Source organism: Nocardioides sp., from assembly GCF_030149505.1.
In the GTDB taxonomy this organism is placed as follows: Bacteria; Actinomycetota; Actinomycetes; order Propionibacteriales; family Nocardioidaceae; genus Nocardioides.
In genome coordinates this window covers 239808-263929 of record NZ_JASBRN010000045.1, presented here as the reverse complement: position 1 = coordinate 263929, position 24122 = coordinate 239808, and the positions used below count along the sequence as shown (strand labels likewise).

Annotated in this window: 20 protein-coding genes; 1 reads left to right on the top strand and 19 read right to left on the bottom strand. The window is 71.8% G+C overall.

Annotated elements, in window-relative coordinates; translation table 11 throughout:
* Nucleotides 1-22: 22 nt before the first annotated feature.
* The 17 genes from aroC to Q1V71_RS09660 all read right to left on the bottom strand — a co-directional run bounded on the left by aroC (nt 23) and on the right by Q1V71_RS09660 (nt 19784).
* Nucleotides 23-1228, bottom strand: coding sequence for a chorismate synthase (gene aroC, locus Q1V71_RS09740; RefSeq protein WP_300643290.1), 1206 nt, complete (start codon nt 1226-1228; stop codon nt 23-25).
* A gap of 41 nt (nt 1229-1269) precedes the next feature.
* The gene (locus Q1V71_RS09735) at nt 1270-2004 is read right to left on the bottom strand and encodes an A24 family peptidase (RefSeq protein WP_300643288.1); all 735 of its coding nucleotides are present in this window, start codon (nt 2002-2004) and stop codon (nt 1270-1272) included.
* Nucleotides 2001-2870, bottom strand: coding sequence for a shikimate dehydrogenase (locus Q1V71_RS09730; protein WP_300643286.1), 870 nt, complete (start codon nt 2868-2870; stop codon nt 2001-2003). Before Q1V71_RS09730 ends, Q1V71_RS09735 begins: the two co-directional genes overlap by 4 nt.
* A 7-nt stretch (nt 2871-2877) precedes the next feature.
* The gene (gene mltG / locus Q1V71_RS09725; protein WP_300643284.1) at nt 2878-4023 is read right to left on the bottom strand and encodes an endolytic transglycosylase MltG; all 1146 of its coding nucleotides are present in this window, start codon (nt 4021-4023) and stop codon (nt 2878-2880) included.
* Nucleotides 4020-4502, bottom strand: a complete 483-nt coding sequence (gene ruvX / locus Q1V71_RS09720) for a Holliday junction resolvase RuvX (RefSeq protein ID WP_300643282.1) — start codon at nt 4500-4502, stop codon at nt 4020-4022. Before ruvX ends, mltG begins: the two co-directional genes overlap by 4 nt.
* A gap of 5 nt (nt 4503-4507) precedes the next feature.
* On the bottom strand, nt 4508-7180 hold the full coding sequence (alaS, locus tag Q1V71_RS09715) for an alanine--tRNA ligase (protein ID WP_300643280.1): 2673 nt from the start codon (nt 7178-7180) through the stop codon (nt 4508-4510).
* Nucleotides 7180-7458, bottom strand: a complete 279-nt coding sequence (locus tag Q1V71_RS09710) for a DUF6167 family protein (protein ID WP_300643279.1) — start codon at nt 7456-7458, stop codon at nt 7180-7182. The genes alaS and Q1V71_RS09710 overlap by 1 nt, the downstream gene beginning before the upstream one ends.
* Nucleotides 7455-7961, bottom strand: a complete 507-nt coding sequence (locus Q1V71_RS09705; RefSeq protein WP_300643277.1) for a hypothetical protein — start codon at nt 7959-7961, stop codon at nt 7455-7457. Before Q1V71_RS09705 ends, Q1V71_RS09710 begins: the two co-directional genes overlap by 4 nt.
* A gap of 11 nt (nt 7962-7972) precedes the next feature.
* Nucleotides 7973-9379: a replication-associated recombination protein A gene (locus Q1V71_RS09700; protein WP_300643275.1), complete on the bottom strand. Its 1407-nt coding sequence runs from the start codon at nt 9377-9379 to the stop codon at nt 7973-7975.
* Complete coding sequence (locus tag Q1V71_RS09695; RefSeq protein WP_300643477.1) at nt 9340-10446, bottom strand: ABC transporter ATP-binding protein; 1107 nt, start codon at nt 10444-10446, stop codon at nt 9340-9342. Before Q1V71_RS09695 ends, Q1V71_RS09700 begins: the two co-directional genes overlap by 40 nt.
* Before the next feature lie 184 nt (nt 10447-10630).
* The gene (locus Q1V71_RS09690; protein WP_300643273.1) at nt 10631-11683 is read right to left on the bottom strand and encodes an ABC transporter ATP-binding protein; all 1053 of its coding nucleotides are present in this window, start codon (nt 11681-11683) and stop codon (nt 10631-10633) included.
* Nucleotides 11680-12687, bottom strand: coding sequence for an ABC transporter permease (locus Q1V71_RS09685; RefSeq protein ID WP_300643271.1), 1008 nt, complete (start codon nt 12685-12687; stop codon nt 11680-11682). Before Q1V71_RS09685 ends, Q1V71_RS09690 begins: the two co-directional genes overlap by 4 nt.
* A gap of 151 nt (nt 12688-12838) precedes the next feature.
* Nucleotides 12839-14596 (bottom strand): ABC transporter substrate-binding protein, encoded by a 1758-nt coding sequence (locus Q1V71_RS09680; protein ID WP_300643269.1) that lies wholly within the window; start codon nt 14594-14596, stop codon nt 12839-12841.
* Between the two features lie 58 nt (nt 14597-14654).
* Entirely contained in the window at nt 14655-15677 is a 1023-nt protein-coding gene (locus tag Q1V71_RS09675; protein WP_300643267.1) for an ABC transporter permease, read from the bottom strand.
* 179 nt (nt 15678-15856) lie between these two features.
* Nucleotides 15857-17635: an aspartate--tRNA ligase gene (gene aspS, locus Q1V71_RS09670; protein WP_300643265.1), complete on the bottom strand. Its 1779-nt coding sequence runs from the start codon at nt 17633-17635 to the stop codon at nt 15857-15859.
* Nucleotides 17632-19050 carry a histidine--tRNA ligase gene (gene hisS, locus Q1V71_RS09665; RefSeq protein WP_300643263.1) on the bottom strand — a complete coding sequence of 473 codons (1419 nt, stop codon included), beginning with the start codon at nt 19048-19050 and terminating at the stop codon, nt 17632-17634. The genes aspS and hisS overlap by 4 nt, the downstream gene beginning before the upstream one ends.
* Nucleotides 19050-19784 (bottom strand): MBL fold metallo-hydrolase, encoded by a 735-nt coding sequence (locus Q1V71_RS09660; protein WP_300643261.1) that lies wholly within the window; start codon nt 19782-19784, stop codon nt 19050-19052. The genes hisS and Q1V71_RS09660 overlap by 1 nt, the downstream gene beginning before the upstream one ends.
* Before the next feature lie 127 nt (nt 19785-19911).
* On the opposite strand from Q1V71_RS09660, the gene Q1V71_RS09655 reads away from it, so the two are divergent.
* Nucleotides 19912-21153: a DUF349 domain-containing protein gene (locus tag Q1V71_RS09655; RefSeq protein ID WP_300643259.1), complete on the top strand. Its 1242-nt coding sequence runs from the start codon at nt 19912-19914 to the stop codon at nt 21151-21153.
* Between the two features lie 12 nt (nt 21154-21165).
* Here the strand turns inward: Q1V71_RS09655 and Q1V71_RS09650 are convergent, their stop codons facing one another.
* Together Q1V71_RS09650 and Q1V71_RS09645 are read right to left on the bottom strand one after the other, a co-directional pair.
* On the bottom strand, nt 21166-23376 hold the full coding sequence (locus Q1V71_RS09650; protein WP_300643476.1) for a bifunctional (p)ppGpp synthetase/guanosine-3',5'-bis(diphosphate) 3'-pyrophosphohydrolase: 2211 nt from the start codon (nt 23374-23376) through the stop codon (nt 21166-21168).
* Between the two features lie 188 nt (nt 23377-23564).
* The gene (locus tag Q1V71_RS09645) at nt 23565-24119 is read right to left on the bottom strand and encodes an adenine phosphoribosyltransferase (RefSeq protein WP_300643257.1); all 555 of its coding nucleotides are present in this window, start codon (nt 24117-24119) and stop codon (nt 23565-23567) included.
* Between the last annotated feature and the right edge of the window lie 3 nt (nt 24120-24122).

The window sequence follows — 24122 nt, the reverse complement described above, 5'->3', positions numbered from 1 at the left end:
ACCACCCGCGGACCGGGGCCGCTCACCCGCGGTTCCAGGTCAGCTGCTCGGGCAGGGCGGCGAGGTAGGACTCGACGTTGCGGCGGGTCTCCCCCACCGAGTCGCCGCCGAACTTCTCCAGCACGGCGTCGGCCAGCACGAGCGCGACCATCGCCTCGGCCACGATGCCGGCGGCCGGGACGGCGCAGACGTCGGAGCGCTGGTGGTGCGCCACCGTCGCCTCCCCCGTGGCGACGTCGACCGTGCGCAGGGCGCGCGGGACGGTCGCGATCGGCTTCATCGCGGCCCGCACGCGCAGGACCTCGCCGGTCGTCATGCCGCCCTCGGTGCCCCCCGAGCGCGCGGAGACCCGCTTGATGCCGCCCTCGCCGGGCACCATCTCGTCGTGCGCCAGCGAACCCGGGGTGGCGGCCAGCTCGAAGCCGTCACCGACCTCGACGCCCTTGATCGCCTGGATGCCCATGAGCGCGCCGGCCAGGCGGCTGTCGAGGCGACGGTCCCAGTGGACGTGCGAGCCCAGGCCCGGCGGGAGCCCGTGGACCACGACCTCGACGACGCCACCGAGGGTGTCGCCGTCCTTGTGGGCCTGGTCGATCCGCTCGACCATCGCCTGCGAGGTCGCGGGGTCCAGGCAGCGGACCGGGTCCTCGTCGAGCCGCGCGACGACCTCGGCGGAGGCCGACTCCGGCCAGGAGCCGCTCGGGGCACGGACGCCACCGAGCTCGATGACGTGGGACACGATGCCGATGTCGGCGACCTGCTGCAGGAAGTTGCTGGCGACCCGACCCAGCGCCACCCGGGCCGCGGTCTCGCGGGCGGAGGCGCGCTCCAGGATCGGGCGGGCCTCGTCGAAGTCGTACTTCTGCATGCCGGCCAGGTCGGCGTGCCCGGGGCGCGGCCGGGTCAGCGGGGCGTTGCGGCCGGTGTCCTTGAGCAGCGAGGGGTCGACCGGGTCCGCGGACATTACGGTCTCCCACTTGGGCCACTCGGTGTTGCCGACCGTGATCGCGACCGGACCGCCCTGGGTGCGCCCATGCCGCACGCCGCCGGTGATCGTGACCTGGTCCTGCTCGAACTTCATCCGCGCGCCGCGGCCGTAGCCGAGGCGGCGCCGGGCCAGGGAGTCGGCGATGTCGTCGGAGGTGACCTCCACGTGGGCGGGGAGCCCCTCGAGGATCGCGACCAGGGACGGGCCGTGGGACTCGCCCGCGGTGAGCCAACGCAGCATGGGGCCAGTCTTCCACGCAGGCGGCAGCGCTCCCCTGCCGGTCAGGCGCCCGTGAGACTTCCCAGCACCGCCGGGCCCAGGCACAGGCCGACGAGCGCGCCCAGGACCATGAACGGGCCGAACGGGTAGGCCACCCGCAGCAGGCCCCGGTCGCGGCGCACCAGCGCGAGCACGACCCCCGGCACCGCGAACAGCAGGAACGGCAGGTAGACGCCGACCACGAGCTCGGCCCAGCCCGCGTGACCGAGCACCAGGCCGAGCAGCGCCGCCAGCCGGACGTCGCCGAAGCCCATGCCGGCCGAGTGCACGAACCACAGCACCCAGAAGAGCGAGCGGGCCACCAGCAGCCCCAGCAGCGCTCGCAGCGGGTCCTCGCGGTCGCCGGTGACGCCCCACTCCGCAGCCACCACGAGCAGCAGCAGCCCGGTGGCGGGCAGCACCAGCCGCGACGGCAGCAGCCGGGTGTGCCAGTCGACGAAGGCCAGGGCGACGCACACCGGGACGGCGAGCACCACGAGGGCCAGGGTCCACCCGGGGCCCACGACCGCGCCCGCCAGCGCACCCGCGGCGAGCCCGGAGAGCGCCGCGCCGGGCAGCAGGCCCGGGCGCGAGCCGAGGGCGGCGTACGTCGGCTTGGGCGGCTCGGCCTCCCCACGATCGGGGTCCGGGGCAGGCTCGGGCAGCGTGCGCACCACCCACGGGACGGCCAGCGACAGCAGGCCGCAGAGCAGGCCGCCCAGCAGGGCGCCCTCCCACACCGCGGGCAGGCTGCTCACCCGTGGCCCCGCGCCGCCAGCGCGGCCTCGCCGGCCGAGCGCAGGACCTCGACGGGCACGCTCCGGCCGGTGAACTGCTCGACCTGGAGCGCGGCCTGGTGCACGAGCAGGTCCAGGCCGGAGACGAGGGCGGTGCGGCGGTCCAGCGCGGCCGCGGCCAGCGGGGTGGGCCACGGGTCGTAGACGGCCTCGAAGAGCAGCGCGGCGCCGCAGGCCGACAGCAGTCCCGGGTCCTGGGCGTCGGCGGGCACCGTCGAGACGAGCACGTCGGCGGCCGGAACCCCGCCGGCCTCCCCGCCGTCGTGCTGCACGGCCGCCGGCTCGAGCGCCCGCACGTCCGGCGCCGAGGTGTGCGCCGCGACCGTGCGCAACGTCTCCGCGGCCCGGTCGGCCGAGCGCACGAGCAGCGTCACCTCGCGGGCGCCGAGGTCGCACAGCGCGAGCCCGATCGAGGCCGCGGTGGCACCGCCGCCCAGGACCAGGACCCGCTGCACCGGACCGTCGTGCCGCTCCCGCACCGCGGCCACGGCTCCCGGGAGATCGGTGTTGTCGCCGCGCCAGCCCGCGGCCTCGCGCACCAACGTGTTCGCGCCTCCCGCGGCCCGGGCCCGCCCCGAGACCTCCCACCCGCGCTCGTCGGCCAGCGCGAGCAGCTCACGCTTCAGCGGCATCGTGAGCGAGAGGCCACGCCACTCCGGCCCGAGCCCGTCGAAGAAGTCCGGGAGCGTGCCACCGGGCACCCTCACCGGGTCGTAGTGCCACCCCTCGAGCCCCAGCCAGGCGTACGCCGCCCGGTGCAGGGCCGGTGACAGCGAGTGCTCGACGGGGTCGCCGAGCACCGCGCACCGGGTGGTGGACGCGGTCACGGCCGGCTCAGCAGCGGTCGGACTGCGTGGCGCAGTACTCGTCCAGCTCGCCGCGGAAGGAGAGGAACTCGTCGTAGGACTCGGTGAACTTGGTCTCGCCGGTCTCGAGGTTCACCGTGACGTAGAACAGCCACGGGCCGTCCGCCGGGTTGGCGGCCGCGTCGATCGCCGCGTCGCCGGGCGCCTCGATCGGACCGGGCGGGAGCCCCGGCTGGGTGTAGGTGTTGTACGGCGAGTCCGAGACCGACTCGATCTGGTCGGTGGTCAGCCGGGCGATCGGCTCCTTGCCGAGCGCGTAGTTGACCGCGGCGTCGATCTGCAGCAGGCCGTTGGTGACCCCGTTGTCCGGGTTTTCCACGCGGTTGTAGATCACCCGCGCGACCTTCGGCATGTCCTCGCCCCTCCCCTCGGCCTCGACGAGGCTGGCGATCGTCATCAGCTCGTGGGGGGTGTAGCCGAGCCGCTCGGCGGCCTCCTCCAGCCCGGCTTCGTCGGCGGCCTGCCGCCAGCGGTCCACCATGGCCGCGAGCATCTCGGCGGGCTTGGCCTTCGGACCGAAGGCGTAGGTCGCCGGGAAGAGGTAGCCCTCGGCCTCGCCGCCGGCGTAGTCGGGCAGGCCGATCTTCGCCGGGTCGTCGAGGTGCTTCTGGAACTGCGCGGCGGAGAAGTCGGTGCCCTCGGCCAGCAGGGCCACGATCTGGTCGGTGTTGAGGCCCTCGGGGATCGTGACGCTGCTGGTCACCAGGTTGGCCGGGTCCACGAGCACGTCGAAGGCGTCCTCGGAGGCCATCTCCTTCTTCAGCTCGTAGAAGCCGACCTGGATGCCGCCGGAGCCGGGGTTGGCGTTGGCCGCGGCGATGCAGGCGTCCACGGACGCCACGACGTCCTGGTCCTTGAGGTTGCGGCAGATGATGGTGGAGCTGTCGCCGCTGGCGACCTCGAAGACGACCGAGCCGCGCCCGGGACCGGGGTAGTCCTCCGGTTCCTCGACCAGGTCGCGCAGCGCGGCCAGGCCGGCGTTGCCGGCCCACCACAGGCCGCCGGCGATGACGGCCAGCGCCACCAGCACCGCCAGGCAGCCGGGGATCCGGCTGCGCTTGCGCCGACGACGTCCGCCCGGGACGAGCTCGTCGACGTGCTGGTCCTCGCTCATGACTGCGTCCCCTCGTCCGTCCTCGCCACGACCTCGCCGGGCGCAGCCCCCGAGGCGCGCTCGGTGTCGAGCGCGTGCTGCAGGATCACGACGGCCGCCGCCTGGTCGACGACCGCACGGCGCTTGGCGCCCTTGCGACCCTGGTCGCGGAGCATAGCCTCCGCCGAAACAGTCGAGAGCCGCTCGTCGACGAGCCGCACGGGCACGTCGAGCCGATCGGCGAGGGACGCGGCGAACTCCCGGACCTTCGCCGCCGCAGGCCCCTCACCGCCGTGCAGCGAGCGCGGCAGCCCGACCACGACCTCCAGGACGGTGGTCTCCTCCGCCAGGTCGGCCACGATCCGGCGCAGCCGCGCCAGGTCGCCCTTGCCGCGGCGCACCGTCTCCACCGGCGTGGCCAGCATCCCCGAGGGGTCGCTGCGCGCCACGCCGATCCGGGCGTCGCCCGGGTCGACGCCCACCCGGGTGCCGTGCCTCATGGGACTCAGGCCCCGACGACCTTGCCGACCTCGCCGGCCACGAGCGCGAGCGCCTCGTCGAGCCGGGAGGCGTCCGCGCCGCCCCCCTGCGCCACGTCGGCCTTGCCGCCGCCCTTGCCACCCAGCAGCGGCGTGAGGGTGCGCACCAGGTCGCCGGCCGACAGGCCGCGCTCCTGGGCGAGCTCGTTGGTGGCAGCGACCAGGGCGACCTTGCCGTCAGAGACGCCCGCCACGACCACGACGCCTGGCTCGCCCTGCGGCAGCCGGCTGCGCACGTCGAGGGCCAGGGTGCGGACGTCGCCGCCGCCGGCGCCCTCGACCCGGTGCGCGACGACGAGGACCGGACCCACCCGGCTGGCCCCTGCGGCGACCTCGGCGCCGGCACGCAGCAGCTGCTGCACGCGCACCTGCTCGATCTCCTTCTCCGCGGCCCGCAGCCGGGAGACGAGGTCCGAGACCCGCTCGGGCAGCTCCTCCGGGCGCGCCTTGAGGGTCTCCGAGAGCTGGTTGACGAGGGTGTGCTCACGGGCCAGGAACCGGTAGGCGTCGCTGCCGACCAGCGCCTCGACCCGGCGTACGCCGGAGCCGATGGAGGACTCGCCCAGCAGCTTGATGACCCCCAGCTTGCCGGAGCTGGCGGTGTGGGTGCCGCCGCACAGCTCGCGGGCCCAGTCGCCGACCGAGACCACGCGCACGGTGTCGCCGTACTTCTCGCCGAACAGCGCCATCGCGCCGGACCTCACGGCCTCGGCCTGGGACATGTACTCCGCGTGCACGGCGAGGTCGTCGAGGACCACGTCGTTGACCCGCGCCTCCACGTCGGCCATCACCGAGGCGGGGACGGCACCGGTGGCGGAGAAGTCGAAGCGGAACCGACCGGGGGCGTTCTCCGACCCGGCCTGGGTGGCGGTCTCCCCCAGCGCCTCGCGGAAGGCCTTGTGCACCATGTGGGTCGCGGTGTGGGCGCGGCTGATGGCCGTGCGGCGGGCCAGGTCGACGTGCGACTGCGCGGCCACCCCGCTGCTCACCTCGCCCTCGAGCACCCGGGCGCGGTGGACGACCAGCCCGGTGATCGGCGACTGGACGTCGAGCACCTCGACCCGGGCGCCGTTGGCCAGCTCGATCACGCCGGTGTCGGCCAGCTGGCCACCGCCCTCGGCGTAGAACGGGGTGCGGTCCAGGACCAGCTCGACCTCCTGGCCGGCGCCCGCGACCGGCACGACGGCGCCGTCGGCGACCAGTCCGCGCACGACGCCCTCGGTGGTGGTCTCGGTGTAGCCGGTGAAGTCGACGGCCGCGCCGAGGGAGTCGGCGACCTCGCGGTAGGCACCGGTGTTGGTGTGCGCGCCCTTCTTGGCCTTGGCGTCGGCCTTGGCCCGCTCGCGCTGCTCGCCCATGAGCCGGCGGAAGCCGTCCTCGTCGACGGCCAGCCCCTGCTCGGAGGCCATCTCGAGGGTCAGGTCGATCGGGAAGCCGTAGGTGTCGTGCAGCGCGAAGGCGCGCTCGCCGGAGAGCACCGAGCCGCCGGACTTCTTCACCTCGCCCGCGGCGACGTCGAAGATCTGGGTGCCGGCCTTGAGCGTCGAGCGGAACGCGTCCTCCTCGGCGTAGGCGACCGTGGAGATCCGGTCCCAGTCGCGGTGCAGGTCGGCGTAGGTCTCGCCCATCTTGTCGCGGCTGACGGGGTAGAGCTCCGGCAGCGCCGGGTCCTCGTAGCCGAGCAGGCGCACCGAGCGGATGGCGCGGCGCATGAGCCGACGCAGGACGTAGCCGCGGCCCTCGTTGCCGGGGGTGACGCCGTCACCGATGAGCATCATCGAGGAGCGCACGTGGTCGGCGACCACGCGGAAGCGCACGTCGTCCTCGGGGTTCGTGCCGTAGCGCTTGCCCGTGAGCTGCTCGGCCTTCTCGATCACGGGGTACATCACGTCGATCTCGTACATGTTGTCCTTGCCCTGCAGCAGGAACGCGACCCGCTCCAGGCCCATGCCCGTGTCGATGTTCTTCTTCGGCAGCGAGCCGGCGATGTCGAAGTCCTCCTTGGACCGCACCGCGGACAGCTCGTCCTGCATGAAGACGAGGTTCCAGAACTCCAGGTAACGGTCCTCGGCCGAGAAGTCGCCGTCGGGGCCGTACGCCGGGCCGCGGTCGATCAGCAGCTCCGAGCACGGTCCGCCCGGGCCGGGGACGCCCATGGACCAGTAGTTCTCCCTGGGACCCAGGCGGGCGATCCGGTCGTCGGGCAGGCCGGTGACCTTCTTCCACAACGCCAGCGCCTCGTCGTCGCCGTCGAGGATGGAGGGGTAGAGCAGGCCCTCGTCGAAGCCCCACCCGCCGTCGGCGACCGGCTTGGTGACCAGCTCCCAGGCCAGCTCGATGGCCCGCTCCTTGAAGTAGTCGCCGAAGGAGAAGTTGCCGCACATCTCGAAGAAGGTGCCGTGGCGCGAGGTCTTCCCGACGTCCTCGATGTCGGGTGTGCGCACGCACTTCTGCACGCTGGTCGCCCGGGTGTAGGGCGGGGTCTCCTGGCCCAGGAAGTAGGGCTTGAACGGCACCATGCCGGCGGGGACGAAGAGCAAGTTGGGGTCGTCGGCGAGCAGCGAGGCCGACGGCACCACGGTGTGTCCGGCCGCCTCGAAGTGCGCGAGGAAGTTGCGGCGGATCGCGGCGGTGTCCATCAGGGGGTGCCTCTCTGCTGTCGGTGGGCGAGCTCGGGTGTGTCCGGGGGGCTGCTGATCTGCGGGGGCGAGGATGCTCCGAGCCGGGCCCGCACCGCGTCCTCGGCCTCGGCACGGCCCTGGGCGACCTCGTCGCGGAAGAGCCGGGCGCCCACGGCCAGCGCGCCGAGCCGGTCGTGGAGGCCGTCGTAGGTCAGCACCTCGGCCGCGCGCCGGCCACGCACCATCGCGTAGATCCCGGCGCCGGCCCCGGCTGCGAACCAGAGCCCGCGACTCATGCGGCTGCTCGCTCGCGGTCGTGCAGGTCGCGGCGCGCCGCGCGCAGGTCGGCGCGGCGCTGCTTGCGCGCCCGCTTGACCTCGCGCCGCATCTCGAAGCGGATCCGGTGCCGGGTCTCCGGGCTCAGCGCCCGGCGCAGGCCGGCCGCGAGCGTGGCGGCCTGCACGACGCTCTCCCGCAGCACCAGGTCGGCGAAGACCGGGGCGGGTACGACGGGTGCCGCCGCTGCCGGCGCAGGCTCCTCGCCCAGGTGCGTGATGACGTACTCACGGTCCGTGGCCACGGTCGCGGCGGCGCCCCCCGGAGGGACCGTCTCCTCCCGCGCGGACAGACGCTGCTCGAGCTCGCCGACACGACCCAGCAGCGCGTCGGCCTCGTGCCGGACGCGCACCAGCGAGCGTCGGGTCGCACCCACCAGGAGCACCAGGACCAGCAGCGCCGCCAGCACGCCGGCCACCAGCGCGACGACGACCCAGACGGGGGCGGTCCACTGCTGGTTCATGGGGCCTGACCCTACCTGCCGCGGATCCGCCGGCGGACCCGCTCCCAGCGCTCCCGGATCGCGCTCTCGGCACCGATGTCTTTGGGCTGGTAGTAGGTCGCGTCGGCGACGACGTCGGGGGCGTACTGCTGGGCGGCGATGCCGAAGGGCTCGTCGTGGCTGTAGGTGTAGCTCGCGCCGTGCCCGAGCTTCCTGGCCCCTCCGTAGTGGGCGTCGCGCAGGTGCGCGGGGACCGGCCCGATCTTGCCCGCACGCACGTCGGCGGTCGCCGCCGCCAGGGCGGTCGTGACGGCGTTGGACTTCGGGGCCATGGCCAGGGCGATCGTCGCGTGCGCGAGGTTGAGGCCGGCCTCGGGCATCCCGATGAGCTGCACGGCCTGGGCTGCGGCCACCGCGAGCGGCAGCGCCGCAGGGTCGGCCAGCCCGACGTCCTCGCTGGCGAGGATGACCAGCCGCCGCGCGATGAACCGCGGGTCCTCGCCGGCCTCGACCATCCGCGCCAGGTAGTGCAGCGCAGCATCGGCGTCCGAGCCGCGCACGGACTTGATGAAGGCGCTCGTGACGTCGTAGTGCTGGTCGCCCTGTCGGTCGTAACGTACGGCGGCCTGGTCGACCGCCGTCTCCGCGGTCGACAGGTCGATCACCTCGCTCCCGCGGCCCGTGGCCGCTCCGGCCGCGGCCTCGAGGTAGGTCAGGGACCGGCGCGCGTCGCCCCCGGCCAGCCGCACGAGGTGGTCGGCGGCGTCCTCGGTGAGCGTGAACCGGCCGCCCAGGCCGCGCTCGTCGACCAACGCCTGGTCCAGCACCCGGCGTACGTCGTCGTCGGTGAGGGACTCCAGGCGCAGCAGCAGGCTGCGCGAGAGCAGCGGGGAGATGACCGAGAAGAAGGGGTTCTCCGTGGTCGCGGCCACCAGCGTCACCCACCGGTTCTCGACCCCCGGCAGCAGGGCGTCCTGCTGGGCCTTGGAGAAGCGGTGCACCTCGTCGACGAAGAGCACCGTCTCGCGGCCGCCGCGCACCAGCTCGCTGCGGGCCGACTCGATCGCGGCCCGCACCTCCTTGACCCCGGCGGAGACCGCGGAGACCTCGACGAAGCGCCGGTCGGTCCGGCCGCTCACGATCGAGGCGATGGTGGTCTTGCCGGTGCCGGGCGGGCCCCACAGCAGCAGCGACAGCGAGCGCTGGTCCTCGATCAGCTGGCGCAGCGGGGAGCCCGGCTCACGCAGCTGCGGCTGCCCGACCAGCTCGTCCAGCGTCCGCGGTCGCATCCGCACGGCGAGCGGTGCCGAGGCGGTCGTGTTGGCCGCCAGGCTCCCGGACGCAGCGGAGCCGCCCCCGGCCGGGTGACCGGGGGCGGCGAAGAGCGCGTCGTCGTCGCTCAGGCCGAGACCATCTGCTGCGAGCCGAGGTCGAACCACTCCTTGTCGTAGCCGGGGTTGGTCCCGACCGGCTGCGGGGTGGTGCCCGGGTCGGGGCTGCCCTGCTTGTCCACGCCCAGCAGCCCGGCGGTCACCGGAGTGGCGGGGTGCCGACCGATCTCACCGGCGAAGTGGCAGGCGACCTTGTGCCGGGGGCCGATCTGCAGCAGCGGCGGCTCGACCTTGGCGCAGATCTCCTGGGCCAGCGGGCACCGGGTGCGGAACCGGCAGCCCGAGGGCGGGTTGATCGGGCTCGGGACGTCGCCCTCGAGCCGGATCCGCTCCCGGCGACCGTGACCCGCGGACTTGATGTCCGGCACGGCCGAGAGCAGCGCCTGGGTGTAGGGGTGGTGCGCGTGGCCGTAGATGCTGTCGCGGTCGGCGATCTCCACGATCTTGCCGAGGTACATCACTGCCACCTCGGGGCAGAAGTGCCGCACGACGGCCAGGTCGTGGGCGATGAAGAGGAACGCGATGTCGAACTCGGCCTGCAGCTCCTGGAGCAGGTTGATGACTTGGGCCTGGATGGAGACGTCGAGGGCCGAGACCGGCTCGTCCGCGACCAGCAGCTTGGGGTTCAGCGTCAGGGCCCGCGCGATGCCGATGCGCTGTCGCTGCCCGCCCGAGAACTCGTTGGGGTAGCGGTTGTAGTGCTCGGGGTTGAGCCCCACGATCTCCAGGAGCTCCTGGACGCGCGGCAGCACCTTGTTCTTCGGGACGACCTTGTGCACCTCCAGCGGGGCGCCGATGATGGCGCCGACGGTGTGCCGCGGGTTCAGCGAGGTGTAGGGGTCCTGGAAGATCATCTGCACGTCGCGCCGGATCGGCTTGAGCTCGCGGTTGGACATGGTCGCGAGGTCGACCTGCTTCTCGCCGAAGCGCATCGAGCCGGCCGTCGGGGTGTAGAGCCGGGTGATGAGCCGCCCGGTGGTCGACTTGCCACAGCCCGACTCCCCCACCAGGCCCAGGGAGCCGCCGCGCGGCACCTGGAAGGAGATGCCGTCGACGGCCTGCACGTGGCCGATGGTGCGGCGGACCAGGCCCGAGGACTTCACCGGGAACCACATCTTGAGGTCCTCGACGGTGAGCACCGGCTCCACGTCCGTGCGCAGCTGCGCGGCCGCGTGCCCGGAGTCGGCCAGGTCGGCGAACGACAGCCGCTGCTCCCGGTTGTCGGCAGAGAGCTCCTCGCCCTCGGTCACGGCCGGGTTCTCCGGCTGCTGGGGAGGGTGGTTGACGTCCGTCATCTTCTCAGCTCTCCTCGAGCAGGTCGGGGGCGATGACCGGCAGCACCTCGGTCTCGAAGACCGTCGCCGGGTCGCTCAGGTGGCAGCGCGTGAGGTGTCCGGGCCCGCTGGGGCCGGGCTCCAGCCGGGGCAGCGCCGTCGAGCACAGGTTGCCCTGCACCTTGTCGCTGTGGGCACACCGGGGGTGGAACGCGCAGCCCGAGGGCGGGTCCAGCAGGCTCGGCGGGTTGCCCGGGATGGGCACCAGCTTCGCGGCGGTGTCGCCCGCGACGTCCGGCACGCTGGACAGCAGGCCCCACGTGTAGGGCATGAGCGGCCGCGTAAGGACCTCCTTGGCGGGCCCGTGCTCGACACCGCGACCGCCGTACATCACCAGGATGTCGTCGGCCATCTCGGCGATCACCCCGAGGTCGTGGGTGATGATGATGACTGCGGAGTCGAACTCGCGCTGGAGGTCCTGGAGCAGGTCGAGGATCTGTGCCTGCACGGTCACGTCGAGAGCCGTCGTCGGCTCGTCGGCGATCAGCAGCTTCGGGTCGTTGATCAGACCCATGGCGATCATCGCCCGCTGCCGCATGCCGCCGGAGAACTGGTGCGGGAAGTCGTCGACGCGACGGTCCGGCTGGGGGATGCCCACCCGGTCCAGCATCTCGACCGCCTTGCGGCGCGCGTCGCGCTTGCTGGCGGAGGGGTGGTGCACGAGGTAGGCCTCGGCGAGCTGAGAGCCGACCTTGTAGAAGGGGTGCAGCGCAGCGAGGGCGTCCTGGAAGATCATCGCGACCTCGCGGCCGCGGAGCTTGCGCAGCTTGGACTCCCCGAGCCCGACGACCTCCTGGCCACCGACCTTGATCGATCCGGTGATCCGCGCCGTGCGGGTGTCGTGCAGTCCCAGGACCGCCATGGACGACACCGACTTGCCCGAGCCGGACTCCCCCACGATGCCCAGGGTGCGACCCTGCTCGACGGAGTAGCTGAGCTCGGTGACGGCGTTGACGAGGCCGTCCTCGGTGGGGAACTTGACCGTCAGGTCCTCGACGACGAGGAACGGCTCGGTCACGACAGCCTCACTCTCGGGTCGAGGACGCTGTACAGCAGGTCCACGACCAGGTTGGACACGATCAGGGCGATGGCGGCGAAGAGCGCGGTGGCCTGGACGATCGGCAGGTCCTTCTGACCCACCGCGTTGAGGGCCCACAGCCCGATGCCGTTGATGTCGAAGATCTTCTCGGTGAAGATCGTGCCGGCCAGCAGGGTGCCGAAGTCGATGCCGAAGATCGTCACGACGGGCACGAGCGCCGCGCGGAGCGCGTGCTTGTAGACCACCGTGCGCTGCGGCAGGCCCTTGGCCTTCGCGGTGCGCACGTAGTCCTCGCTCAGCGCCTCGACCATGGCGCCGCGGGAGTAGCGGGTGTAGGCGGTGCAGCCCCACAAGCCGAGGCACAGCCAGGCGAGCCCGAGGCCGCCTGCCCATTCCACCGGACTCTCCGTCAAGGGCACGTAGCCGGGTTGTCCGATGACCGGCAGCTCGTAGAGCACGGCGAAGTAGAGGAACGCGAGCAGGGCGAAGAGGTAGTAGGGGATCGAGCTCACGACGAGGAAACCCGAGACGAGTGCCTTGTCAGCCGTCGATCCGCGGCGCCGGGAAGCAGCCACGCCGATGGGCACGCCGATCACCAGGTAGAGCGCCGCCCCTCCGACCGCCACCGAGACGGTGGCCGGGATGCGGCTCTGCATGTCCTCCCAGACCGGCTTGCCGGTGCTGTAGGACAGGCCGAGGCACGGCGCCTCGCAGCGGGTGGTCTGCCCGGCCACGGTGATGTCACGACCGGTGACGATGCCGCCGACGTAGGTGCCGAACTCCGAGGCCCACGGGTTGTTGTAACCCAGCTCCTCGGTGAAGACCTCGAGCTTCTCCGGGCTGCAGCGGTTGCTGGTCTTGCTGTCGCACATGGCGCGGGCCGGCTCGGAGGGGCCGTACCAGAACAGCAGGAAGATCGACAGGGACACCAGGGTCAGGACGACGAGGCCGGCCAGCAGCCTCTTGACGATGTAGGCGAACATCTCACTTCCCTCGGGTACGGGACGGGTGGATCCCTGCGGGGAAGGACCCCCGGGGAACGAGTCCCCGGGGGTCCCCCCGCGTGGGGTGGACACTCACCGACCGGGTGGGTCAGTCAGCGTCCGGAACCTGCGTGATGCGAGCGCTGGACGCTCAGGGCATCACGAAGAGGTTCTTGTAGTTCGGCGCACCCAGGGCCTCGTCGCCCGAGGGGTTGCCGATCTTGGAGCCGAACGCGAACAGCTGGTTGTAGTACGCGGTCGGTACGGCCGGGAAGAACTCCGTCTGGATCTGCTCGTCGATCGCGCCCCACTCGGCGGCCTGCTCCTCGATCGGCAGCTCCGCGACACCGGCGATGCGCTCGTCGATGGCGTCCTCGGCGAACTCACCCACGTTGTAGGTGGCGCCACCGCGGAACAGCGAGGGGATGAAGGTCGAGCCCGAGGGCCAGTCGGAGCACCAGGCGACCGCACGGACGTTCAGGCTCTTGTTGAGCTTGTCGTCGGGGTTGAGGTAGGTCGAGTACGGCGACTCCTGGACCGGGGTCGACTTGACCTTGAAGCCGGCCTCCTCGTAGGCCTTGACGACAACCTCGTTGGCCGCGACCACGAGCGGGTCGGGCTCGTAGTAGATCATGTCGATCGTCGGCGGGGTCTCAGACTCCGCGAGCAGCTCCTTGGCCTTCTCGATGTCGAAGGTGAACTGCTCACCGTCGACGAAGTAGTCCGGCTTGCCGGCCATGCCCGGGGGCATGATCGAGTTCGCCGGGACACGGGTCACGCCGGGCACCTGGCCGCCGGCCTGCCACGCATCCTCGTAGGGGTAGGCGTAGGCGAGGGCCTTGCGGAAGGCGAGGTCGGTCTTGCCGTACACCGGGTAGATGAACGAGGTGCACTGAGTCGACTGCTGGACCAGGCGGTCACCCAGGGTCTCCAGGGCGTCCTGGTAGCTGGCGGCCGACAGGTCCGTCGACAGCGCGGTCTGCGACTCGGTGTTGTCCGACAACATGATCTGGTCGGTCTGGTCCGGGTCGGCGTTGAACTTGAAGACGAACTTGTCGGCGTACTGGTGGCGCGCCGGGTCCGACTCGGGGTCCCACTGGTCGTTCTTCACCAGGACGAGCTCGTCCTGCGGGGTGAAGGACTCCACCTTGTAGGGGCCGTTCGACATGATGTTCTGGCCGTAGGCCGGCGGCTGCGAGGTCTTGCCCAGCGGGGCCGGGCCCATCGCCATGAAGGCGCCCCAGTAGTCCATGTCCGGGAAGGGCTTGGACATGTTGATGGTGACGGTGTTGGCGTCGTTGTCGAACTCCACACCCTCCCACTCGGTCCAGTCGGTGTCCTTGTCGGTGTAGGGGCCCTCGAACTCGTCCGCACCGGCGAAGAACTGCGTGGAGTACTCGGTGCCCGGGCCACCCGGGAACGCGGTGGAGTCCATGGAGCGTGCGATGCCGAAGGCGACCTCCTCGGCCGTGATCGGCGAGCCGTCCTCCCACGTGGCGTTGTCGCGCAGCTGGAACGTCCACTGCGTGTAGTCCTCGTTGGGGGTGCCCAGATCGACCGCGAGGTCCGGCACGAGGGTGGCGTTGCCGTCCTCGTCGACGCGGTACTGGGTCAGCGAGCGGCTGGTCAGCGCCTGCTGGATCGAGTTGCCGGTGACGGACCACCCGTTGGTCGGGTCGAGGTCGTCCGGGCCGTAGTCACCGGGGAGGAACACCGTGATGGTGCCTCCTGCCTCGGCGCCCTCGAGCTCGGGGGCGGGGCCCTCGGCGTCGGGGTCCTTGTCTTCGCCCGCGTCGGTCTCCCGGAAGTCACCGGTCTCGGTGTCCGAGGGGCCGTCACCGGAACCACAGGCCGCGAGAGCCATGAGCGAGGCAACGGCGAGCGCTGCCAGCGGCTTGGTCCGTCTCATTGACGTTTCCTTTCTGGTGCGCACCCGGGAAGGGGCCCGGGTGACGTGTGGTGGCCGCTCAGCGGCGGGTCTTGGGGTCGAGCGCGTCACGCAGCGCGTCCCCCAGGAGGTTGAGCGCCAACACGATCGCCACGATGGCGATCAGCGGCTGGTAGAGGTAGAGCGGGTAGTTGTCGAAGAACCCGATCCCCTGGTTGAGGGTCTGGCCCCACGAGGGCCGCGTGGTCACGCCGATGCCGAGGAAGGCCAGGCCCGCCTCGGCTGCCACGAAGGCAGGCAGCATCAGCGACGAGGCGACGATGATGGGGGCGACGAGGTTGGGCAGCAGCTCCTTGAGCAGCAGCCGGCGCGTGGGCATGCCCATCACCCGGGCCGCCTGGACGAACTCCCGCTCGCGCAAGGAGAGCACCTCGCCACGCACCAGGCGCGCCACCGACATCCACCCGAAGCCCGCCAGGACCGCGATCAGGGCGATGACCTGGATCGTGGCGTAGTTGTCGCTGTCGCGGAAGCGCTCGTTGATGATCGGGGCGATCGTCAGCGCGGCCAGGATGAAGGGCAGCGTCAGGAAGAAGTCGGTGATGAACCCGAGGATTCGGTCGACGACCCCACCGAGGAAGCCGCCGAGCAGCCCCACGGTGACTCCGACGAGCATGGCCACGATCGTGGCGGTCGTCGCGATCTGCAGAGAGTTCTGCGCGCCCTGGAGCCAGAAGGCCAGGTTGTCGGTGGCCGTGCGCGGCGCGATTCCGAAGGGGTGGTCCCACGTGAAGCCGCCGTACGGCGGGCCGAACTCGGCGCGAGGGGTGCCGTCGAGGTTGAGGAACTGCGAGGGGTAGGCCGTCTCGGTGGTCACTCCGAAGAGCTTCTGCAGCGGCCCGGCGAAGATCGCGATGACGACGAAGAAGAGCACCACGGCCAGGCAGACCAGCGCGATCTTGTCGCGGAGCAGGCGCCCCAGCGCGATCCGCATCGGGGACTTGCCCGTGATGGCCCTGGTCTTGCTGCTGCCGGGGTCCTCGCCCTTCGGCTCCTCGCTCAGCTGCCCCAGGGTCTCGGGGCCGGCGGTCTGTGCCGACATGCTCTCCCCATCGTTCCGAGCGGCCGAGGGTCTCCCGGCCGTGCGCTGTGCGCCGTCGTGGACTCTATGTGCTCCCCCACGGCAGGACGATCACTCAGCGGTAACGATCCGGACACGGGGACGGCGGCGCCGCAACCGGTTTCCACCGGTCGGGACGCCGCCGTCGATCAGCGCGTGCATCAGGCCTCTGGCGCGAGTTCCTCCGTCGGACGGGCGTCGACACCGGCTTCCTTGCGCTGCTCGGGACTGATCGGCGCGGGCGCGGCCGTCAGCGGGTCGTACCCGCCACCGGACTTCGGGAAGGCGATGACGTCGCGGATCGACTCGGCCCGCCCGAGGATCGCGCAGATGCGGTCCATGCCCACGGCGATGCCGCCGTGCGGGGGCGCGCCGTGCTTGAAGGCGTCGAGCAGGAAGCCGAACTTCTCCTGCGCCTCCTCGGGTCCGATGCCCATGACCTCGAAGACCCGCTTCTGCACGTCCTCGCGGTGGATACGGATCGAGCCGCCGCCGAGCTCGCTGCCGTTGCAGACGATGTCGTAGGCGTAGGCCAGCGCCGGACCGGGGTCGGTGTCGAAGGTGTCGAGGAACTCCTCCTTCGGGCTGGTGAACGCGTGGTGCACGGCCGTCCAGGCACCGCCGCCGACAGCGACGTCACCGCTGGCCACCGCCTCGGACGCGGGCTCGAACAGCGGGGCGTCGACCACCCAGGTAAAGGCGTACGCCGACTCGTCGATGAGCCCGCCCCGGCGGCCGATCTCCAAGCGTGCGGCACCGAGCAGCGCGCGGCTCGAACGGGTCGGGCCGGCGGCGAAGAAGACGCAGTCGCCCGGCGCGGCCCCGACGTGGGCGGCCAGGCCGGCCTTCTCCTCCTCGGAGAGGTTCTTGGCGACCGGTCCCCCGAGCTCGCCGTCCTCCTGCACCAGCACGTAGGCCAGGCCCTTGGCGCCGCGCTGCTTGGCCCACTCCTGCCAGGCGTCGAGCTGCTTGCGCGGCTGCGAGGCGCCACCGGGCATGACCACGGCACCGACGTACTCGGCCTGGAAGACCCGGAACGGGGTGTCCTTGAAGTAGTCGGTGCACTCGACGAGCTCCTGGCCCATGCGCAGGTCGGGCTTGTCGGAGCCGAAGCGGCGCATGGCCTCGGCGTAGGTGATGCGCGGGATCGGCCGCGGGATCTCGTGGCCCTCCAGGGCCCACATCTCGGCCAGGACCTCCTCCATGAGCGCGATGACGTCGTCCTGGTCCACGAAGCTCATCTCGATGTCGAGCTGGGTGAACTCCGGCTGCCGGTCGGCGCGGAAGTCCTCGTCGCGGTAGCAGCGGGCGATCTGGTAGTACCGCTCGAGGCCACCGACCATGAGCAGCTGCTTGAACAGCTGGGGGCTCTGCGGCAGGGCGTACCAGCTGCCGGGGTGCAGGCGCGCGGGCACGAGGAAGTCGCGGGCGCCCTCGGGGGTGGAACGGGTCAGCGTCGGGGTCTCGACCTCGACGAAGGCGTGCCGGTCGAGCACGTCGCGCGCAGCCTTGTTGATCCGGCTGCGCAGCCGGATCAGCCGGGCCGGCTCGCTGCGGCGCAGGTCGAGGTAGCGGTGCTTGAGCCGCACCTCCTCCCCCACGTCGACGTGGTCGCTGATGGGGAACGGCAGCGGCGCGGAGGCGCTCAGGACCTCGACCTCGGTCGCGACGACCTCGACGGCACCGGTGGCCAGGTTGGGGTTCTCGTTGCCCTCCTTGCGGGCCACGACCTCGCCGACGACCTTGAGGCAGTACTCCGAGCGCAGCTGGTGCGCGACCTCCTCGTCGCGGACGACGACCTGGACGACCCCGGAGGCCTCGCGCAGGTCCAGGAACGCCACCCCGCCGTGATCGCGCCGGTTGGCCACCCACCCGGCGAGGGTCACGGTCTGGCCGACGTGCTCGGGGCGGAGGGCCCCGGCGTCATGGGTGCGGATCACTGCTTCTCCTTGACATGGTTGGTCGAGCCGACCGCGTCGGTCGAGCTTGTCGAGACCACCTGCGGTCGCAGGTCCTCGGTCGGGGGTGCCCAGGTGGCGGGATCGGCCTCCACCTGCTCACCGGTGCGGATGTCCTTGACCTGGCCCGGGCCGTCGGCCTGCGGGAACCAGACGTGCGGGATGCCGCGGCGCTCGGCGTACCGGATCTGCTTGCCGAACTTCGCGGCGGTGGGCGCCACCTCGCAGGGGATGCCGCGGGCGCGCAGGGCCCCGGCCACGGCCTCGCTGGCCGGGCGGGACTCCTCGTCGGTGAGCGCGACCAGCACCGCGCTGGGCACCTTGCGGTCGGCGGCCAGGCCGGTGCGGGCGATCAACGGCACCAGGACGCGGCTGACGCCGAGGGAGATCCCGACCCCGGGGTAGGTCGTGCGGCCGTCGCTGGCGAGGGAGTCGTAGCGGCCGCCGGAGCAGATCGAGCCCAGCGACTCGTAGCCGTCCAGGCGGGTCTCGAAGACGGTGCCGGTGTAGTAGTCCAGCCCCCGAGCGATGGCGAGGTCGGCGACGACGCGCACCTGCTCCGAGGTGAGGTCGGCGACCGATCGGACCAGCGTGGCGAGCTCGTCGAGGCCCTCGTCGAGCAGCGGGTGCTCCACCCCGAGGTCGCGCACGCGCCGGACGAAGCCCTGCTCTCCGACGGCGTCCTCGGCGCGGATCGTGGCCAGGGCGAGCACCCGGTCGGCGGTCGACGCGTCGATCGCGGCCTCGGTCAGCAGGAGCGCGTGCACCTTCTCCGCCGGGAGCTTGTCGAGCTTGTCGACCAGGCGCATGACCTCGTCGGTCTGGTGGCCCTCGGCGACGCCGAGACCGGCGTAGAAGCCCTGGATCAGCTTGCGGTTGTTGACCTGGAGCCGGAAGCCGGGAAGACCGAGGGTGGCCGGGTCGCTGAGCCGGCGCAGCGCATCGACCATGACCCGCGTGACCTCCACGTCGTGGTGGAAGGGCAGCTCGTCACGGCCGACGACGTCGATGTCGGCCTGGGTGAACTCGCGGTAGCGGCCGTCCTGGGGACGCTCGCCGCGCCAGACCTTCTGCACCTGGTAGCGCCGGAACGGGAACTCCAGCTTGCCGGCGTTCTCCAGGACGTAGCGGGCGAAGGGCACCGTGAGGTCGAAGTGCAGCCCGATGCCGGAGTGGCCCTCGGCGGACTCCTCGTGCAGGCGTCGCAGGAGGTAGACCTCCTTGGAGGTGTCGCCCTTGCGCAACAGCTGGTCGATCGGCTCGACGGCACGGGTCTCGATGCCGACGAAGCCGTGCAGCTCGAAGGTGGTGCGCAGCACGTCGATGACCTGCTGCTCGACCAGGCGCTGCTCGGGCAGCAGCTCGGGGAACCCGCTGAGCGGGGTCGGCCTGGCCATCACAACCCCCGCGTGACGGGGCTGGTCCCACCGGCTCCGTCGCCGTCGACGAGGTCGAGGAGGTAGGGGTTCGTGGCGCGCTCGCGGCCGATCGAGGTCTGCTCACCGTGGCCGGGCAGCACCACGACGTCGTCGGCCAGCGGCAGGACCTTGGTCGCCAGGCTCCGCAGCATCGTCGGGTGGTCACCGCCCGGCAGGTCGGTGCGCCCGATCGAGCCCGCGAAGAGCAGGTCGCCGGAGAACATCACCTCCGACACCTCGCCCGAGGGCTGCCCACCGGGGAGGTAGGGGGTGCGGAAGGTGACCGATCCCTCCGTGTGGCCCGGGGTGTGGTCGACGGTGAACCGCACGCCGGCCAGCTCGAGCTCCTGCAGGTCGGCCAGCTCGCGGACGTCGTCGGGCTCGGCCCACTCGTAGGAGCCGCCGAGCAGCATCTGGGTGGTCTCGCGCGACATGCCGGCCATCGGGTCGCTGAGCAGGTGTCGGTCCGCGGGGTGGATCCAGGCGGTGGCGTCGTACGAGCCGGCCACCGGGGCCACGCACCACATGTGGTCGACGTGGCCGTGGGTCACCAGCACCGAGACGGGCTTGAGCCGGTGCTCGCGCACCACCTCGGCGACGCCCGAGGCGGCGTCCTTGCCGGGGTCGACGACGACGCACTCCTGGCCCGGTCCGGTGGCCACGACGTAGCAGTTGGTGCCCCAGGGACCTGCGGGGAAGCCTGCGATCAGCACCGGCCCACCCTAGCGACGAGGGTGGGCCGGGCCGAACCGAGATCCTCGGTGGTCCCGGCCCGGCCAGGTGGGGACGGCTCGGTAGCATGACCGCGCTGCCGCACCCGACACCGAAGAGGAACTCCCAGTGACGAGCCATGAGTGGGGCCGAGTCGCCGATGACGGCACGGTCTTCGTGAGGACCGCCGACGGCGAGCGGTCCGTGGGGCAGTACCCCGAGGGCACGCCCGAGGAGGCCCTCGCCTTCTACACCGAACGGTTCGCCGCTCTCGCCTTCGAGGTCGAGCTGCTCGACCAGCGCATCCGCTCCGGGGTGATGTCCCCGGAGGAGGCGGCCGAGTCCGTCAAGACGGTCTCCGCGCAGGTGGACGGCGCCAACGCGGTGGGCGACCTGGCCGGTCTGCTGGCCCGGCTGGAGGCACTGGCCCCCGTCATCGAGACCCAGCGCGAGGCCAAGCGCGCCGAGAAGGCCCAGAAGCAGGCCGAGGCCCGCGAGGCCAAGGAGAAGGTCGTCGCCGAGGCCGAGAAGATCGCCGAGGGCTCGGACTGGCGCGGTGGCGCCAACCGGCTGCGCGACCTGCTGGAGCAGTGGAAGAAGATCCCGCGCATCGACCGCGCCGGGGACGACGCGCTGTGGCGCCGCTTCTCCTCCGCCCGCACCACCTACACGCGCCGCCGCAAGGCGCACTTCGCCGAGGTCAACGAGAAGCGCGAGGGCGCGCGGGCGGTCAAGGAGCGCCTGGTCAAGGAGGCCGAGGAGCTCGCGGGCTCGACCGAGTGGGGCCCGACCGCGGGTCGCTACCGCGACCTGATGCAGCAGTGGAAGGCCGCCGGCCCGGCACCCAAGGACGTGGACGACGCCCTGTGGAAGCGCTTCCGGGGCGCGCAGGACGCCTTCTTCGGCGCGCGCGACGCCGAGAACGCCAAGCTCGACGAGGAGTTCGCGGCGAATGCCGAGGTCAAGGAGGCGCTCCTGGTCGAGGCCGAGGCGCTGCTGCCCGCCCTGCAGTCCGGCGAGGCGGACCTGGACGCCGCCAAGAAGGCCTTCCGCGACATCTCCGAGCGCTGGGACGCCGCCGGCAAGGTGCCGCGGGCCCGGATCAAGGAGCTCGACGGTCGGATCCGGGTGGTCGAGAACGCCATCCGCGACCGCGAGCAGGAGCAGTGGCGGCGCTCGGACCCCGAGAAGTCCGCCCGCGCCGACGGCATGGTCGCCCAGCTGCGCTCGGCCATCGAGAAGGTCGAGGCCGACCTGGAGAAGGCCCGGGCCGCCGGCAACGAGCGCAAGGTCGCCGAGCTGGAGGAGAACCTCGTCTCCCGCCGGGCCTTCCTCGAGACCGCCGAGCGGGCCAGCGCCGAGTACTCCTGACCTGCTCCTCGATCAGCCCGTCACCCGGTAGGCGTCGAAGACGCCCGGCACGTTGCGCACCGCCCGCAGGACGTTGTCGAGGTGCTTGGTCTCGGCCATCTCGAAGGTGAAGCGGCTCTTGGCCACGCGGTCCCGCGTGGTCGAGAGGTTCGCCGACAGGATGTTCACGTGGGCGTCGGAGAGCGCCATCGTGATGTCGGAGAGCAGCCGCGCCCGGTCCAGCGCCTCGACCTGGATGTTGACCAGGAACGTCGAGGACTCCGTGGGCGCCCACTCGACCTCGAGCAGCTTCTCGGGCCGTGCCTCGAGGTCCGAGGCGTTGGTGCAGTCGCGCCGGTGCACCGAGACGCCCCCGCCCTTGGTCACGAAGCCCAGGATCGGGTCGGGCGGCACCGGGGTGCAGCACTTGGCCAGCTTCACCCACAGGTCCGAGGCGCCCTTGACCACGACGCCCGCGTCGCCGCCCGCAGTGCTGCGCCGTGAGCGGCGCCCGGTGATCGTGACGGCCTCGGCGAGGTCCTCCTCGGCTCCCCCCGTGCCGCCGTGCAGGTCGATCACGTGCTTGACGACCGCCTGCGCCGAGAGGTTGCTCTCCCCCACCGCGGCGTAGAGCGCGGAGACGTCGCCGAGCTTGAAGTGCTCGGCGACCAGCGTGAGCGAGTCGTGGGTGAGCAGCCGCTTGAACGGCAGTCCCTCCTTGCGCATGAGCTTGGCGATCTGCTCCTTGCCCTGCTCGATCGACTCCTCGCGCCGCTCCTTGGTGAACCACTGGCGGATCTTGGAGCGCGCCCGGTTGGACTTCACGAAGCCGAGCCAGTCGCGCGAGGGAGCGGCGGTCGGGGACTTGGAGGTGAAGACCTCCACCACGTCGCCGTTGTCGAGGGTCGACTCCAGCGGCACCAGGCGCCCGTTGACCCGGGCACCGATCGTGCGGTGGCCGACCTCGGTGTGCACGGCGTACGCGAAGTCGACCGGGGTGGAGCCCGAGGGCAGGGCGATGACGTCGCCACGCGGGGTGAAGACGTATGTCTCGGCCCTGTTGATCTCGAAGCGCAGGGACTCCAGGAACTCCCCCGGGTCCTCGACCTCGTTCTGCCAGTCCAGCAGCTGCCGGACCCACGTCATGTCCTGGGTGTCCTCGGCCCGCTTCTCGGTGTCGACGCCGTTGCGGCCGTCCTCCTTGTACTTCCAGTGGGCCGCGACGCCGTACTCCGCACGGCGGTGCATCGCGAACGTGCGGATCTGCATCTCCACGGCCTTGCCCTGCGGTCCGATCACCGTGGTGTGCAGGGACTGGTACATGTTGAACTTCGGCATCGCGACGTAGTCCTTGAACCGGCCGAGCACCGGGTTCCACCGTGAGTGCAGCACGCCGAGCACGGCGTAGCAGTCGCGGTCGTCGTCGACGAGGACCCGGATCCCGACCAGGTCGTAGATGTCGGAGAACTCCCGACCGCCCAGGATCATCTTCTGGTAGATCGAGTAGTAGTGCTTGGGTCGCCCGGTGACCTTGGCCTTGATCCGGGCCTCGCGCAGGTCGTTCTCGACCTGGCTGATCACCTCGGCCATGAACTGGTCGCGCGAGGGGGAGCGCTCGGCGACCATCCGCACGATCTCGTCGTAGATCTTGGGGTGCAGGGTGGCGAACGCGAGGTCCTCCAGCTCCCACTTGATGGTGTTCATGCCCAGGCGGTGCGCCAGCGGGGCGTAGATGTCGAGGGTCTCGCGGGCCGTGCGCTCCTGGCTCTTCTGCGGCACGAACCGCAGCGTGCGCATGTTGTGCAGCCGGTCGGCCAGCTTGATGACGAGCACCCGGATGTCGCGCGACATCGCGACGATCATCTTGCGGATCGTCTCGGCCTGCGCGGAGTCGCCGTAGACCACCTTGTCGAGCTTGGTCACCCCGTCGACCAGGCGCGCGACCTCGTCACCGAAGTCCTCGGTCAGCTGCTCGAGGGTGTACGGCGTGTCCTCGACCGTGTCGTGCAGCAGCGCCGCGACCAGGACCGGCTCGGTCATCCCGATGCCCGCCAGGATCGTGGTGACCGCCAGCGGGTGCGTGATGTAGGGATCCCCGCTCTTGCGCATCTGCGTGGCGTGCAGCTCCTCGGCCATGGAGTAGGCACGCTCGAGGAGGGCCAGGTCGGCCTTGGGGTGGTTGGCCCGGACGGCGCGGAAGAGCGGCTCGAGCACCGGGTTGTGGGTCTGGGTGCGCGTGCCCATCCGGGCCAGCCGGGCCCGCACGCTCCGGGCGGAGGACGTCGTCGACTCCCCGCTGCGCTCGGCCGAGGCAGCCCGGTCTGGGCGTCGGGGCGGGACCCTGGGGCCCGACGTGGACGTGCGCTCCTCCGACATGGGAGCAGTCTAGGAGCAGGGTCGTCCGGGCGGTCGTCGCCCGGCGGTGACGGGTCTCAGCCGACGGTGAGCAGGCTGGTGACCTCGACGTCGCCGAGAGCCTCGCGCCACGGGAGGAACGCGAGATCCATCAGGACCGCGACCCCGACGACGCTCGCACCGCACGCCTCGACCAGGTCGGCCGTGGCGCGGGCGGTGCCCCCGGTGGCGAGCACGTCGTCGACCAGGAGCACCCGGTCGCCCGGCGACACGGCGTCGCGGTGCAGCTCGAGGGTGGCCGAGCCGTACTCCAGGTCGTAGGAGACCGCGTGGACCTCGCGCGGCAGCTTGCCGGCCTTGCGCACGGGGACGAACCCGGCACCCAGGGCCAGGGCGACGGGAGCGGCGAGGATGAAGCCGCGGGCCTCCATGCCGACCACGACGTCGACCCGCGGTGCGCCGTCGGGGTGAACGCCCGCCGAGGCCAGCCCGGCCACGACGGCCGCCAGACCGGCGGGGTCGGCCAGCAGCGGCGTGATGTCCTTGAAGACCACGCCCGGCTCGGGGTGGTCGGGCACGTCCACGACCAGGCGCGCGAGGGCGTCGCGCGCCCGGTCGAGGGCGTCGGTCACCGG